We start from the raw sequence: 14894 nt of genomic DNA, 5'->3' as shown, positions 1-14894 counted from the left end.
TGCTGACTACAGCGCGTCGGGTCCGCGCTCGCCGGTCCGGACCCGGACCGCCGTGTCGACCGGGACGGACCAGACCTTGCCGTCGCCGATCTTGCCCGTGCGGGCCGCCTTCACGATGACATCGAGCAGCTGCTCGGCGTCGTCGTCCTCGACCAGTACCTCGATACGGATCTTGGGAACGAGGTCGACGGTGTACTCGGCACCGCGGTAGACCTCGGTGTGGCCCCGCTGACGACCGTAGCCGCTCGCCTCGGTGACCGTGAGGCCGTGGACGCCGAAGGCCTGGAGGGCCTCCTTGATCTCGTCGAGCCGGTGGGGCTTGACGACGGCGGTGATGAGCTTCATGCGTCCACCTTCTTGCTCGCGGCACCGGCGACCGGGGCCGGCGGCACGGTACGGGTGGCGGCGCCGCCACCGGCACCGCTGAAGTCGTATGCGGTCTCGGCGTGCTCCTCCTGGTCGATGCCCGCGACCTCGACGTCCTCGGGAACGCGCATCCCGATCGTCTTGTCGATCAGGAAGGCGAGCACCGCGGAGGCCACGAGGGAGTAGGCGAGGACACCGAAGACACCGGCGCACTGCTTCCAGAACTGGTCGAGGCCGCCGCCGTAGAAGAGGCCCGCGGCGTCGGACTGGCCGCCGCCGGTGGCGAAGAAGCCGATCAGCAGGGAGCCGGCGACACCGCCGACGAGGTGGACGCCGACGACGTCGAGCGAGTCGTCGTAGCCGAACTTGTACTTGAGGCCGACGGCCATGGCGCAGAGCACACCGGCGATGGCGCCCACGGCGATCGCGCCGAGCGGGGAGACCGCGCCGCCGGACGGGGTGATGGCGACCAGACCCGCGACCGCGCCGGAGGCGGCGCCGAGGGTGGTGAACGCGCCGTGGCGGATCTTCTCGTAGGCGAGCCAGGCGAGCATGGCGGCGGCGGTGGCGATCTGGGTGTTGACGAACATCAGCGCGCCGACGCCGTCGTCGTTGCCGAGCCAGGAACCGGCGTTGAAGCCGAACCAGCCGAACCACAGCAGACCGGCGCCGAGCATCACCAGCGGCAGGCTGTGCGGGCGCATCGGGTCCTTCTTGAACCCGACGCGCTTGCCGATCACGAGGATCACACCGAGCGCCGCGGCACCCGCGTTGATGTGGACCGCCGTACCACCGGCGAAGTCGATGACGCCGAGTTCGAAGGCCCAGCCGCCGGTGCCCCAGACCCAGTGGGCGACCGGGAAGTACACGATCGTGGCCCACAGGGCGATGAACAGGGACCAGGCGGTGAACTTCACGCGGTCGGCGAGAGCGCCGCTTATCAGGGCGGGCGTGATGATCGCGAACATCAGCTGGAAGACGGCGAAGACGTAGATCGGGATGGTGTAGCCGTCCCACAGCTCCATCTTGCCGATGCCGCTGAGACCGACGAAGTCCGAGGACCAGCCGACGATGCTGCCGGAGTCGGTGCCGAAGGCCATCGAGAAGCCGTAGAGAACCCACAGGATCGTGATGATCCCCATGCTGATGAAGCTCATCATCAGCATGTTCAAGGTGCTCTTGACCCTGACCATGCCTCCGTAGAAGAAGGCGAGTCCGGGAGTCATGATCAGCACCAGGGCGGAACAGATGAGCATGAACCCGGTGTTGGCGGCAGACAGCGTGGGAGCGTCTGCGGCAAGCGTGATGGCTGGTGCCATCGGCGTCTCCTCGTCGTTGGTACGGCCCCGTGCGGGCGAAGCCATGAGCGGTTGTGAGGGGTGGGCCGGTTATGTGCCAGAGATTGGCGCAACGCCGTTTCGACCGGAGCCCCTGCATGTTTCGCCCGGGTGACGAAGAGCACGTGCGTGTTACGCGTCGATGAACCGCCGGATTGTGGCGGTCCCGATCGTTATCGTGGCGCAACCTTCCACCGGCCGTGCCCGCGGTGGTTCCGGGACACGGCCCGAGCCGTCGATTGGGCGGCTCCGAGGGCACCCGGCCACCCGCGCGGGAGCCGCGCCGGTTCGGGCGCGGAGAGCGGACCGGCCGCGGCCTCCGTCCGATGACCTGGCATGGGGGAGCCGAGTCGGGCTGTTATGGACGGTGGTCGCGGCCGGCGTACTGGGGGTCAGACCGCTTCGGCGGTCTCGGGCAGGTCGATGGCGAGCTGGTCGGTCAGTTCGATGACGGCGGCGAGGTCCCCGAAGTCGCGGACGGCCGTGTCGACTGTTTTTCGGATACGAGTGTTGACCCGCTCCGAGCGCACCTTCTTGGCGATCGTGAGGGCCTCGCGCACCAGGACGGCGCTCTGCTCCGGTTCGCGCCGCAGGAGGTGCACCGTGCCCATTCCGACGAGGTTGAGGGCGTATGAACGCTGGTGTTCGGTGTCCTTCTCGAAGAGGTCGACGGCTTTCTGCATGAGGGGCTCGGCCAGCGACGCGTACGCGGGGCTGCGGCCCGCGACATAGGCGAGGTCGCGGTACGAGTGGCTGTTCTCGCCGTGCAGCTCGGCCTCGGAGAAGAAGCGGATCCAGTCGGCCTCGGGCTCGTCGAACTCCTCGGCGTCCCCGAAGGTGTCCTCCGCCATCCGGACGGCCCGCTTGCACTTCCCGGGCTGTCCCATGTTGGCGTAGGCGCGGGCCTCCATCGCATACAGCATGGACTGGGTGCGCGGGCTCGCGCAGTCCCGGCTGCCGTACTGGGCGAGGTGGATCAGTTCCAGCGCGTCGTCGGGCCGCCCCAGGTGGATCATCTGGCGGCTCATGCTGGAGAGGATGTACGAGCCCAGCGGCCGGTCGGCGGCCTCCTTGGCGGCGTGCAGGGCGAGGACGAAGTACTTCTGGGCGGTGGGCTGGAGCCCCACGTCGTAGCTCATCCAGCCGGCCAGCTCGGCCAGTTCGGCGGCGACCTTGAACAGCCGTCTGGTGGTGGCCTCGGGCTGCGGCTCCTGGAGCAGGTCGGTCACCTCGTGCAGCTGGCCGACGACCGCCTTGCGGCGCAGACCCCCGCCGCACTGGGCGTCCCACTGGCGGAACATGACGGTGGTGGACTCCAGGAGTTCCAGCTCGGGCTGGGAGAGCCGCCCGGGGCGGCGCGAGGCGACGGCGGAGAGGGCGGGCTCCGCGCGGGGAGTGCTGGGGCTGGGCACCAGCCAGCGCTGCATGGGCTCGATGAGCGTGGGTCCCGCGGAGAGGGCGAGGGACGTGCCGAGGAAGCCGCGGCGCGCCAGCATCAGGTCACTGCGGGAGAACTCGCTGATCATGGCGACCGTCTGCGGACCGGTCCAGGGCAGATCGACGCCCGACGCGGACGGTGCGCGGTGGGCGGCGCGCAGGCCGAGGTCCTCGACGGCGACGACGCAGCCGAAACGCTCGGAGAACAGCTCGGAGAGGATGCGCGGGATCGGCTCGCGCGGATTCTCCCCGTCGAGCCAGCGGCGCACGCGCGAGGTGTCCGTCGAGATGTGGTTGGCGCCCAACTGGCGTGCTCTGCGGTTCACCTGGCGCGCCAGCTCGCCCTTGGACCACCCGCTGCGCACGAACCACGAGCCCAACAACTCATTGGGGCGTTTGTCCGTGCCAGTCGCGGTCGTCCCGCTTCCGCCGTTGCCGCCCACTGGAACGCCCCCATCCCTGAACCCGCTTGCGCGCTGTATGCGCCAAGCCCTACCAGAATGCCGGTAAACAGGGCCGCCCGTCCGGCCGTTCTCACCCATCGAACGGGATGACGAGTTGCCTCCGGCATACCCACACGTGCATGCATCCCCAGGACCTGTGCACTCACAGTAATCCTACGATCACGGCTCCAGCCATGGCGATCCCGGAAACGCCACCATTCGCCACCCCTTCGAATGAACTCGCGATGGCCGCTCCGCGATTCACTTGACACATGACGGCCGGAAGTGGGCGCAGGGATGCACACCGGAGCGCACGGAGCCGGGCGCACCACCCGCCGTACAACTGCACGCCGCATTCACATCGCACACAAAGGGGAACGGACAGTACGGGCGGAGACTGAGCGTCACGACGCGATTTCGTGACGTAACCACGGACACGCTGGACCCGTTGGAGGGGGCATGGGTTTCACGATCGGCGGCATCCGCGAAATTCGGTCCGGCTCGCGACGCCGCGGCCGCTCCTCGGAGTGCACGGCCGTGGCCGAGTTCACCGGACTGTGGGGCTGGGACGTGGTGCCCGGCGCCCGGGCGGCTGCGGGTGCCTGCTCGTGCGGCCGGGCCGACTGCTCCCGGCCTGGCGCGCATCCCCTGGACTTCGCGCCCGTCGTCCCGGCGCGGGCCACACTGGACGAGGTGACGGAGGCCTGGGGCGAGTTCCCCGGCGCCGCGGTGATGCTCCCCGTGGGCCGCGCCTTCGACATCATCGAGGTCGCCGAGTCCGCCGGCCGCCGGGCCCTGGTCCGGCTCGAACGCATGGGTCTTCCGCTGGGCCCCGTGACCGTCACCCCCGAGGGCCGCGCCCACTTCTTCGTCGCCCCCGGAGCAGCTGCCGAACTGCCCCAGCTGCTCTACCGCATGGGCTGGGACGACCCCACGCTCGACCTGCACGGCCTCGGCGCCGGTACGTACATCACGGCCCCGCCCTCCGATCGAGGCGGTCTCGGCCCGGTCCGCTGGCTCCGCTCCCCCGCGCTCGACTCGGCGACGAAGCCGCCGGCCGCGCGACTGCTGCTGGGGACGCTGGCCTACGTGGCCCACCGCTCCCGCGCGTGAGTCCGTCGGCAGGCTTCCTCCACAGAGGCCTGCCGATACGGAAGGGCCCCACTCCATCTGCACCATGGAGCGGGGCCCTTCATCACGTCGTCGCGCACGCGCGCGCCGTGCGCGTTCTCACTCTCCGATAAGGGCATCCACGAACGCTTCCGGCTCGAACGGGGCCAGGTCGTCCGCGCCCTCGCCCAGACCGATGAGCTTGACCGGGACGCCCAGTTCGCGCTGGACCGCGATGACGATGCCGCCCTTGGCGGTGCCGTCGAGCTTGGTCAGGACGATGCCGGTGATGTTGACGACCTCGGCGAAGACGCGGGCCTGCACCAGACCGTTCTGACCGGTGGTGGCGTCCAGGACGAGCAGCACCTCGTCGAGCGGGGCGTGCTTCTCGACGACGCGCTTGACCTTGCCCAGCTCGTCCATGAGGCCGGTCTTGGTGTGCAGCCGGCCGGCCGTGTCGATCAGTACGACATCGGCACCCTCCTGGATGCCTTCCTTGACCGCGTCGAAGGCGATCGAGGCGGGGTCGCCGCCCTCGGGACCTCGTACGGTGCGGGCGCCGACGCGCTCGCCCCAGGTCTGCAGCTGGTCGGCGGCGGCGGCCCGGAAGGTGTCGGCCGCGCCGAGCAGCACCTTCTTGCCGTCCGCGACGAGCACGCGGGCGAGCTTGCCGGTGGTGGTGGTCTTGCCGGTGCCGTTGACCCCGACGACCATCACGATGCCGGGGGTGTCCAGCGGGGACTCGGTGTGCACCGTGCGGTCGAAGTCCGGCACCAGCAGCGTGAGCAGTTCCTCGCGCAGCAGGCCGCGCAGTTCCTCGGGCGTGCGGGTGCCGAGCACCTTCACGCGCTCGCGCAGCCGCTCGACCAGCTCCTGGGTGGGCTGTACGCCGACGTCGGCGGTGAGCAGCGTGTCCTCGACCTCTTCCCAGGTGTCTTCGTCGAGGTGCTCGCGCGCGAGGAGCGTGAGGAGCCCCTTGCCGAGCGCGTTCTGCGAACGGGAGAGCCGGGCGCGCAGCCGCACCAGGCGGCCGGCGGTCGGCTCCGGGACCTCGACCTCGACCGGGGGCGCTTCGGCGACCGGGGCGGTCGCCGAGGTGTCCGGAAGATCCACCTCCTCTATCGTGCGGCGCGGTTCGTCGCGCGGCGTCTCGGCCTCGTCGCCGATGTGCGGCTCGGCCGGCGGAGCCGTGATGTCGGGGGCGGCGGGCGGCGGCGGGGGCAGCTGCCTGCGCCGGCGGCTGCCGACGACGAGGCCACCGAGCGCGCCGATCACGACCACGGCGATGACTACAGCAAGGATGACGATTTCCATAACGGCACCAGTATGCGCGACCACCCCCGCACACCTCCGTCACGGACTCGGGGGCCGGCCCTCGAACCGGCGGAGATCTTTCAGCCCGTCCGGCGTTTGAGGACAAAGGGGGGCGAGGGGGCGCAGCCCCCATGCGTGGACGGGAACGGGTAGGGGCGGCGGGGGCGAGGAGATCCGCCTAGTCCACCAGGTCGCGGACCACCCCGTCCGCCAGCAACCGCCCCCGCAGGGTGAGCACCGCCCGCCCGCCCTCGTACGGCCCGGCCTGAAGCAGCCCGTCCCCCACCGCCCGCGCCGCCGCCGCAAGACCATCGGGTCGAAGCAGCGACAGCGGACACCCTTCCAGGAGCCGCCGCTCCAGCAGAATCCGCTCGACCCGCCGATCCTCGTCCGACAACACCTCACGCCCCGCCCCCGGCGACCGCCCACCCGCCAAGGCGCCCGCATAGGCGCCCGGATGCTTGACGTTCCACCACCGCACCCCGCCCACATGGCTGTGGGCCCCGGGCCCGGCCCCCCACCAGTCGGCCCCGCGCCAGTACAGCTCGTTGTGGAGACACCTCCCGGCCTCCGAGGTCGCCCAGTTGGAGACCTCGTACCAGGAGAACCCCGCCTGCGACAGACGATCCTCGGCCATCAGATAGCGGTCCGCGTGGACGTCGTCGTCGGTCATCGGCACCTCGCCGCGCCGGATGCGCCGGGCGAGCTGCGTCCCCTCCTCGACGATCAGCGCGTACGCCGACACATGGTCGGGCCCGGCGCCGATCGCCGCGTCGAGCGAGGCCCGCCAGTCGTCGTCGCTCTCGCCCGGAGTGCCGTAGATGAGGTCGAGGTTCACATGGTCGAACCCGGCCGCGCGGGCCTCGGCGACGCAGGCCTCGGGCCGGCCGGGGGTGTGGGTGCGGTCGAGGATCCGCAGCACGTGCTGCCGCGCGCTCTGCATGCCGAAGGAGATCCGGTTGAACCCACCGGCCCGGAGCGTGGCCAGGTACGCCGGGTCCACCGACTCCGGATTCGCCTCGGTGGTGATCTCCGCGTCGTCCGCGAGCCCGAACTCGTCCCGGACCGCCCCCAGCATCCGTACGAGATCGTCGGCGGCCAGCAGGGTGGGCGTACCGCCGCCGACGAAGACCGTGCGGACGGGCCGCGGGTCGTCGCCGAGGACCTTGCGGGCGAGGCGGACCTCGTCGATCAGGGTCGAGGCGTAGTTGTCGCGGGAGGCCAGCACGCCTCCCGAGCCGCGCAGCTCCGTCGCCGTGTACGTGTTGAAGTCGCAGTAGCCGCAGCGCGTCGCGCAGTACGGGACGTGCAGGTAGAACCCGAGCGGGCGGTCGGCCGCGTCGGCCAGGGCGTGCGCGGGCAGCGCCCCGTCGTCGGGGACGGGCTCGCCGTCGGGAAGTGCGGAAGGCATGTCCTCCATTGTCCCGCACGCGCGACCGCACCTGCTCCACGCGTCTGCCCGGCCTGATCCGCCCTCTCGGTCTGCTCCGGCTACTCCGCCTACTCCGCCTACTCCGCCTACTCCGCCTGCAGGACCAGCAGCGCCAGGTCGTCCTCCGGCGGCTTCGCGCCGAACTCGTGCACCAGGCGTCGGATGCGTTCGGCGATCAGGTCGGCGTTCAGCCCCGCGCAGCCGGTGAGCGCGGCGGCGAGCCCGTCCTCGTCGTCGAACTGGCGGTGTCCGTTGCGCCGCTCCGTCACACCGTCCGTGACACACAGGATGCTGTCGCCCGGCCGCAGCTCGAAGGTCCCGCATCGGTAGCTGGTGTCCTCGAAGACGCCGAGGAGGGTCTGCGGCTGGGCCACCTCGTGGACCTCCCCCGAGATCTTCAGGAGCAGCGGCAGCGGGTGTCCGGCGGAGGCCATGGTGCAGCGCACCCCGCCCGCGACGGGGACGAGCTCGCCGTAGAGGAGGGAGAGAAACCGGTTCTGCGGGCCCTCGTCGGCGAGCCCCTGGCCGCCGTCCGCCACCAGCGCGCGGGCCGCCGCGTCCGCGGTCTCGGTGGCGTCGTCGAGGAGGAGCTGGTTGAGCCGGTCGAGGACGTCCGGCACCGCGTAGCCCTCGCGGGCCAGCAGCCGCAGCCAGGGCCGGGCGAGGCCGATGACGACGGCCGCCTCGGGTCCTTTGCCCTGGACGTCGCCGAGGGCGAAGCACCAGCGTCCGTCGCCGGCCGGGAAGAGGTCGTAGAAGTCGCCGCTCGGTCCGCCCTTGTCGCAGGGCTCGTAGACGAGCGCGCTGCGCATGCCGGGGATCTCGGCGACCGCTCCCGGCAGCAGTCCGCGCTGCAGCACCCGGCTGATGGTGGCCTGTCGGGCGTACTGGCGGGCCGCTCCGATGGCCAGCGCGACGCGGCGCCCGAGGTCTTCGACGAGGCCGGTGATCTCGTCGGGGAAGTGGTCCTGTCCGGCCCGTCCGATGACGAGGGTGCCGAGCGGTCTGCCCCCCGCGATCAGCCGGAACGCGAGGGCCGCTCCGTCCTCCGCCTTCGCGCCCAGGGCATCGGCGGGCCAGGGCATCGGTACGGGTCCGGAGCGTGCCGAGTCGGGCAGGTCGGGCGGGTCCTTCTCCAGCACCCGGCGCAGCTCCTCCATGCGGTTCTCGCTGCCGTGCCAGACGCGGGCGAGGCGGGGTCCGCCGACGACGCCTCCCTCGGCGCGGCCCGGTGCCTCGTCCTCCAGCCACACCGCGCACCAGTCGGCGAGCCGCGGCACGACGAGCTGGCCGGTGAGGGCGGCGACCAGATCCTCGTCGAGCTGTCCGCCGAGCAGGTCGGAGGCCTCGGCGAGGAAGGAGAGGGCTCCGCGGTTGAGCCAGTCCTGGTCCTGCACGCTGCGCCGGGGTGCGGGGGCGAGGATCTGTGCGGCCCGCTGGCCGCGCCGCAGCGCGCGTTCGCCGTCGTAGGCCTCGGCCGCCTCGGCGGTCGGGATCGTCTCGGCGGGCAGCCGGGCCCACACGGTCTTCGTGCCGGTGCGGTAGGTGATGCCCCAGGCGTCGGAGAGCGCGGAGACGAGCCGCAGACCGCGGCCGTACTCGACGGCGTCGTACGTCCGCCCGGCACCGTCGTCGCGCACGACCCGCTCGGGATGATGATCGGAGACCTCTATGACGAGAGCACTCCCCCGACCCCCCTGCGGGGCCACCACCGGCCCCTCACCGACAACACCCGCCACGCTCCCCGGCGCGGAGTCCACCGCCGCACCCGGCACAAGACCGGCCGCGACACCCGGCGCGGGCTCCGGCGCCGCACCCGGCCCACTGACCGCCACGGTTCCCGGCGCGAGGCCGGGTACGGAGGCCGACGTAAGACCCGGCTCAATGTCCGACACGGTTCCCGGCGCGAGGCCCCGCGTGGCGCCGGGGGCCGAACCCGGTTCGGGGTCGGATGTGCGGCCGGCCCCGCCGGACCCCCCGTCCGGCACCGCACCGGCCCCGCCGTCCGGGACCGCACCGGGCACGACCTCCGGTTTCAGGCCCGGCAAGGCGCCGGGCACAGCGCCCGCGGGGCTGCCCGGCACGTTGCCCGGCACGAGAGCCGGTACCGAGGCCGGGGCCGGAGCCGGGGCCGGGGCCGGAGCCGGAGCTGGTACCGGGGCCGGAGCCGGTGTGGCACCCGGAGCCGGTGTGGCACCCGGGGCAGGCGTGGCGCCCGGCGTCGGGATCCGTGCCGTCGTCGGCAAAGGATCCCCACCCCCCGCCGCACACTCCTCCCCGCAGGTGTCGAGGCGGAGCAGCAGTTCCACGTCCGTGCCGGCGTGCACCACCGCGTTCGTGACCAGTTCGCTGACGACCACCATCGCGTCCCCGACGAGCCGGTCGGTGAGCAACTCCGCTCCAGGCAGGCCCAGTTCGGTCCAGCCCGTGAGGGCCCCGCGGACGAACCGGCGGGCCACGCCCGGCGCGAGGGAGTTGCCCGGCAAGGACGTACGGGCCACGGCGTGCGGGCGTACCGTGACCCGAGGAACACGGGACGCGGACTCCCGTTGCGTCGGAATGGCCCCCACTGTGCGTCCCCCTGAGCAGTTCGGACGATACGCCCCAAGCGATGCTCACAGAGTGACAGACTGGCTACGCCCATAAGCGCCGAGTTACCGAAGTGGGCCACCATGAGTGAGAACAGTGCTATGGATGTGATCGGAGACGGACAGATTCGCGCATCGGATCTGCGCCCTCTCCTGGCCGCCATGACGTCCGCCCGGGACGGTGATTTCAGCAAGGTGCCCGAGACGACGGGGCACGACATGGTTGCCGAGCTGGGCATGGTCTTCAACCAGATCCTGGACCGCAGTACGCACTTCAACGCGGAGCTTCAGCGCGTCCGCCGTGAGATCGTGCGCCACGGCCGGCTGGACGAGCGGCTCGCCGCGAGCCCCGGCCAGGGCCACTGGACGACCCGGATCACCGACGTGAACCAGCTGCTCGACGCCCTGGTGGCGCCGGCCGCCAACGCGACCCGCGTCCTGGACGCGGTGGCGGGCGGCGATCTGACCCAGCGCGTCGACCTGCACGACGGCAACCGCCAGCTCCGGGGCGATCTGCGGCGCCTGGGGCGGGCCGTGAACAAGATGGTCGACCAGCTGTCCCTCTTCACCGGCGAGGTCACCCGGGTGGCCCGGGAGGTAGGCACCGACGGCCGCCTCGGCGGTCGCGCCAAGGTGACCGGCCTGTCGGGCAGTTGGCGGGACGTGACCGAGGCGGTCAACACGATGGCGTCCCGGCTGACCGCCCAGGTCCGTGACATCGCCCTGGTGACGACGGCGGTGGCACGCGGCGACCTGACCCGTACGGTGACGGTCGAGGCGACCGGTGAGCTGCTCGAACTGAAGCTGACCGTGAACACGATGGTCGAACAGCTGTCCGCCTTCGCCGACGAGGTCACCCGCGTCGCCCGCGAGGTCGGCACGATGGGCGAGCTGGGCGGCCGGGCCCAGGTCCGCGGTGTCTCCGGGGTCTGGAAGGACCTCACCGACAACGTCAACTTCATGGCCTCGAACCTCACCTCGCAGGTCCGCAACATCGCCCAGGTGACCACGGCCGTGGCCAACGGAGACCTGAGCCAGAAGATCACCGTCGGCGCCCAGGGCGAGATCCTGGAGCTGAAGTCGACGATCAACACCATGGTCGACCAGCTGTCCGCCTTCGCCGACGAGGTCACCCGCGTCGCCCGCGAGGTCGGCACCGAGGGCAACCTCGGCGGCCGGGCCCAGGTGCGCGGCGTCTCCGGCGTCTGGAAGGACCTCACCGACAACGTCAACTTCATGGCGGACAACCTGACGTCGCAGGTCCGCAACATCGCGCTCGTGTCCACCGCCGTGGCCCAGGGCGACCTCGGCAAGAAGATCACGGTGGAGGCGAAGGGCGAGATCCTGGAGCTGAAGTCGACGATCAACACCATGGTCGACCAGCTGTCCGCCTTCGCCGACGAGGTCACCCGCGTCGCCCGCGAGGTCGGCACCGAGGGCAACCTCGGCGGTCAGGCCCAGGTGCGCGGCGTCTCCGGCGTCTGGAAGGACCTCACCGACAACGTCAACTTCATGGCCCTGAACCTCACTTCACAGGTCCGCAACATCGCCCAGGTGACCACGGCCGTCGCCAACGGCGACCTGTCCAAGAAGATCACCGTCGACGCGCGCGGCGAGATCCTGGAGCTGAAGGACACCGTCAACACGATGGTGGAGCAGTTGCGCGCCTTCGCCGACGAGGTGACGAGGGTGGCCCGCGAGGTCGGCACCGACGGGCGGCTCGGCGGGCGCGCCCAGGTCCTCGGCGTCTCCGGGGTGTGGCGGGACCTCACCGACAACGTCAACTACATGGCGGACAACCTGACGTCGCAGGTCCGCAACATCGCGCAGGTCGCCACCGCGGTGGCCCAGGGCGACCTGTCGAAGAAGATCGACGTCGACGCGCGCGGCGAGATCCTGGAACTGAAGTCCACCATCAACACCATGGTGGACACACTGTCGTCGTTCTCCTCCGAGGTGACCCGCGTGGCCCGCGAGGTGGGTTCCGAGGGCCAGCTCGGCGGTCAGGCACGGGTCGAGGGCGTGTACGGCACCTGGAAGCGCCTGACGACGAACGTGAACGAACTGGCGTCGAACCTCACCACCCAGGTCCGCGCGATCGCCGAGGTGGCGTCCGCGGTGGCCCAGGGCGACATGTCCCGCTCCATCACGGTGGAGACCCAGGGCGAGGTCGACGAGCTCAAGGACAACATCAACCTGATGGTGGCCAACCTCCGCGAGACCACCCGCGCCAAGGACTGGCTGGAGTCGAACCTCGCCCGTCTCGCCGCCCTCATGCAGGGCCACCGGGACCTGATGGAGGTCGCGGACCTGATCCTGCGCGAGCTGACGCCGCTCGTGAACGCGCAGTTCGGCGCCTTCTTCCTGGCCGACCCCGAGGAGGACAAGGCCACCCTGCAGACTGCCGTGCCCGCCAAGGGCCTCGCCTTCATCGCCGGATACGGTTCGGCGCAGAGCGCGACGGTCGACACGGGCAGCATGCCGGTGCACGGGCTCGTGCGGCAGGCCGCGCGCGAGAAGAAGCGGATCCTGATGGAGGAGGCCCCGCCGGACTACATCAAGATCAACAGCGGGCTCGGGGAGGCGGCGCCCGCGAGCGTCGTCATCATCCCGATCCTCTTCGAGGACAAGCTGCTCGGTGTCATCGAGCTCGCCTCGTTCTCCCGCTTCTCCGACGTCCACCTGGCGTTCTTCGACCAGTTCGTGAACACCATCGGGGTCGCGATCAACACCATCATCGCCAACTCCCGTACGGAGTCGCTGCTCGGCGAGTCCCAGCGGCTGGCGATCCAGCTGCAGGACCGGTCCGACGAACTCCAGTCGCAGCAGGCCGAGTTGCGCCGCTCGAACGCCGAGCTGGAGGAGAAGGCGGCCCTGCTGGCGACCTCCTCCCAGTACAAGTCGGAGTTCCTGGCGAACATGTCGCACGAGCTGCGCACCCCGCTCAACTCGCTGCTGATCCTCGCCCGGCTGCTCTCCGACAACCCGGACGGTCATCTCTCCGACCAGGAGGTGCAGTTCGCCGCGACGATCCACCGCTCGGGCTCGGACCTCCTGCAACTCATCAACGACATCCTCGACCTGTCGAAGATCGAGGCCGGCCGGATGGACGTACGCCCCAAGAAGCTGCCGCTGATCAAGCTGCTCGACTACGTGCACGCCACGTTCCGCCCGCTCACCCTCGACCGGGGCCTCACCTTCGAGGTCGAGGTGGGCGAGGACGTGCCGCGCGAGATGTTCTCGGACGAGCAGCGGCTGCAGCAGATCCTGCGCAACCTCCTGTCGAACGCGATCAAGTTCACCGCGTCGGGCCGGGTCGAACTGCGCGTCAGCCGCGTGGAGAACCCCGAGCCCCACTTCACCCGGGAGAGCAGCGACAACGTCATCGCGTTCGCGGTCTCCGACACCGGAATCGGCATCGCGGCGGAGAAACTGCCGGTGATCTTCGAGGCGTTCCAGCAGGCCGACGGCACGACGAACCGCAAGTACGGCGGCACGGGCCTCGGTCTGTCCATCAGCCGGGAGATCGCCGGTCTGCTGGGCGGGCGCATCATCGCCGAGAGCGTGCCCGGCGAGGGTTCCACCTTCACCCTGTACGTGCCGGTCGTCAGCCCCGGCCATCTGCCGACCGGACCCGGCATCGAGGACCAGGACCTGGCCCGGGCCCTGCCGGAGCAGTTGTCCACCGAACCCTTCACCGCCCACGACCAGGACGACAGCTGGCCCGCGCCCACCAAACTGGAGGCGTGGAAGACGGGCCGTGCGGGCCAGGTCCTGCCGGGGCGGCGGGTGCTGATCGTCGACGACGACATCCGTAACGTCTTCGCGCTCACCCACGTCCTGGGCCGGGTCGGCATGCCCGTCCTGTACGCGGAGAACGGCCGCGAGGGCATCGAGACCCTGGAGCGCAATCCCGATGTGGGACTCGTACTGATGGACATCATGATGCCGGAGATGGATGGTTACGAGACCATCTCCGTCATCCGCCGCACCCCGCGCTGGGCCGGACTTCCCATCGTCGCCCTCACCGCCAAGGCGATGCCGGGCGACCGTGAGAAGTCCATCGCGCGCGGTGCGAACGACTACGTACCCAAGCCGGTGGACGTCGACCAACTGCTGACCGTCGTCTGTGCCCTCCTGGACCCGGAGGGTACGGACGGTCAGCGGCAGGAAGGCTCCGGCACCACCGTCACCGCCGGAGCCGGCACATCGGAGGAACCCGCCGTCCCACCGACGACCGAATGAGGCAGGCAATCGATCACCATGAGCATTGAGGCATCGACCGACGAGCGCGCCAGCATTCTCCTCGTGGACGACATGGAGGACAATCTGATCGCGCTGGAGGCCGTCCTGGGGTCCCTCAACGAACCGCTCGTACGCGCCCGTTCCGGCGAGGAGGCGATGAAGGCCCTGCTGCGGCAGCGGTTCGCGGTCGTCCTGCTCGACATCCGTATGCCGGGCATGGACGGGTTCGAGACCGCCGCGAACATCAAGCGGCTCGACCAGACGAAGGACGTCCCGATCATCTTCCTGACCGGTACGGACTCCGACGCCGGCTACGCGTTCCGCGGGTACGCGACCGGGGCCGCCGACTATCTCACCAAGCCGTTCGACCCGTGGGTGCTGCGCGCCAAGGTCACCGTCTTCCTCGATCTGCACCGCAAGAACCAGCAGCTGGAGCGGATGCTCGCCCGCGAGCAGGCGCAGTTCGACGAACTCACCCGGCGGCTGCACGCGATCGAGACCACAGTGACGGCCGGCGGCCTGACCGACCTGGCCGAACTGCACCAGCACGTACGCCACATGGAGGACCTGCTGCACGAGATGCAGCGGGGGCGGGGCCTGTGATCCCGCCCCGCACCCGCAC

The 14894-nt window shown here is 70.6% G+C and carries 9 protein-coding genes; 3 read left to right on the top strand and 6 right to left on the bottom strand.

Annotated elements, in window-relative coordinates; translation table 11 throughout:
- Nucleotides 1-6 precede the first annotated feature (6 nt).
- The 3 genes from K3769_RS28980 to nsdA form a co-directional block, all read right to left on the bottom strand.
- Nucleotides 7-345 (bottom strand): P-II family nitrogen regulator, encoded by a 339-nt coding sequence (locus K3769_RS28980; protein ID WP_143640660.1) that lies wholly within the window; start codon nt 343-345, stop codon nt 7-9.
- Nucleotides 342-1685, bottom strand: coding sequence for an ammonium transporter (locus K3769_RS28975; protein WP_267029210.1), 1344 nt, complete (start codon nt 1683-1685; stop codon nt 342-344). The genes K3769_RS28980 and K3769_RS28975 overlap by 4 nt, the downstream gene beginning before the upstream one ends.
- A gap of 410 nt (nt 1686-2095) precedes the next feature.
- Nucleotides 2096-3583 carry a transcriptional repressor NsdA gene (gene nsdA / locus K3769_RS28970; RefSeq protein ID WP_267029209.1) on the bottom strand — a complete coding sequence of 496 codons (1488 nt, stop codon included), beginning with the start codon at nt 3581-3583 and terminating at the stop codon, nt 2096-2098.
- Between the two features lie 459 nt (nt 3584-4042).
- On the opposite strand from nsdA, the gene K3769_RS28965 reads away from it, so the two are divergent.
- Nucleotides 4043-4696 (top strand): bifunctional DNA primase/polymerase, encoded by a 654-nt coding sequence (locus tag K3769_RS28965; protein ID WP_267029208.1) that lies wholly within the window; start codon nt 4043-4045, stop codon nt 4694-4696.
- Nucleotides 4697-4813: 117 nt separating this feature from the next.
- Here K3769_RS28965 and ftsY read toward each other — a convergent pair whose 3' ends face one another.
- The 3 genes from ftsY to K3769_RS28950 form a co-directional block, all read right to left on the bottom strand.
- The gene (gene ftsY, locus K3769_RS28960) at nt 4814-6007 is read right to left on the bottom strand and encodes a signal recognition particle-docking protein FtsY (protein WP_267029207.1); all 1194 of its coding nucleotides are present in this window, start codon (nt 6005-6007) and stop codon (nt 4814-4816) included.
- Nucleotides 6008-6185: 178 nt separating this feature from the next.
- A complete protein-coding gene (gene hemW / locus K3769_RS28955) occupies nt 6186-7418 on the bottom strand; it encodes a radical SAM family heme chaperone HemW (protein ID WP_267029206.1) in 1233 nt (410 codons plus the stop codon).
- Between the two features lie 107 nt (nt 7419-7525).
- Nucleotides 7526-9325 carry a SpoIIE family protein phosphatase gene (locus K3769_RS28950; RefSeq protein WP_435369373.1) on the bottom strand — a complete coding sequence of 600 codons (1800 nt, stop codon included), beginning with the start codon at nt 9323-9325 and terminating at the stop codon, nt 7526-7528.
- Nucleotides 9326-10189: 864 nt separating this feature from the next.
- Here K3769_RS28950 and K3769_RS28945 point away from each other — a divergent pair.
- Together K3769_RS28945 and K3769_RS28940 are read left to right on the top strand one after the other, a co-directional pair.
- Entirely contained in the window at nt 10190-14272 is a 4083-nt protein-coding gene (locus K3769_RS28945) for a HAMP domain-containing protein (protein ID WP_372515060.1), read from the top strand.
- Between the two features lie 18 nt (nt 14273-14290).
- Complete coding sequence (locus K3769_RS28940; protein ID WP_267029203.1) at nt 14291-14875, top strand: response regulator; 585 nt, start codon at nt 14291-14293, stop codon at nt 14873-14875.
- Nucleotides 14876-14894: the final 19 nt, after the last annotated feature.

This window comes from Streptomyces ortus (genome assembly GCF_026341275.1).
Lineage (GTDB): Bacteria > Actinomycetota > Actinomycetes > Streptomycetales > Streptomycetaceae > Streptomyces > Streptomyces ortus.
The sequence above is the reverse complement of the archived record's forward strand: the minus strand, read 5'-3'. Positions and strand labels throughout refer to the sequence as shown.

Excerpts from the sequence above, each read along its gene's own strand:
- K3769_RS28980 (WP_143640660.1), bottom strand. The coding sequence starts at position 345 with ATGAAGCTCATCACCGCCGTCGTCAAGCCCCACCGGCTCGACGAGATC.
- K3769_RS28975 (WP_267029210.1), bottom strand. The coding sequence starts at position 1,685 with ATGGCACCAGCCATCACGCTTGCCGCAGACGCTCCCACGCTGTCTGCC.
- K3769_RS28965 (WP_267029208.1), top strand. The coding sequence starts at position 4,043 with ATGGGTTTCACGATCGGCGGCATCCGCGAAATTCGGTCCGGCTCGCGA.
- ftsY (WP_267029207.1), bottom strand. The coding sequence starts at position 6,007 with ATGGAAATCGTCATCCTTGCTGTAGTCATCGCCGTGGTCGTGATCGGC.
- hemW (WP_267029206.1), bottom strand. The coding sequence starts at position 7,418 with ATGCCTTCCGCACTTCCCGACGGCGAGCCCGTCCCCGACGACGGGGCG.
- K3769_RS28945 (WP_372515060.1), top strand. The coding sequence starts at position 10,190 with ATGACGTCCGCCCGGGACGGTGATTTCAGCAAGGTGCCCGAGACGACG.
- K3769_RS28940 (WP_267029203.1), top strand. The coding sequence starts at position 14,291 with ATGAGCATTGAGGCATCGACCGACGAGCGCGCCAGCATTCTCCTCGTG.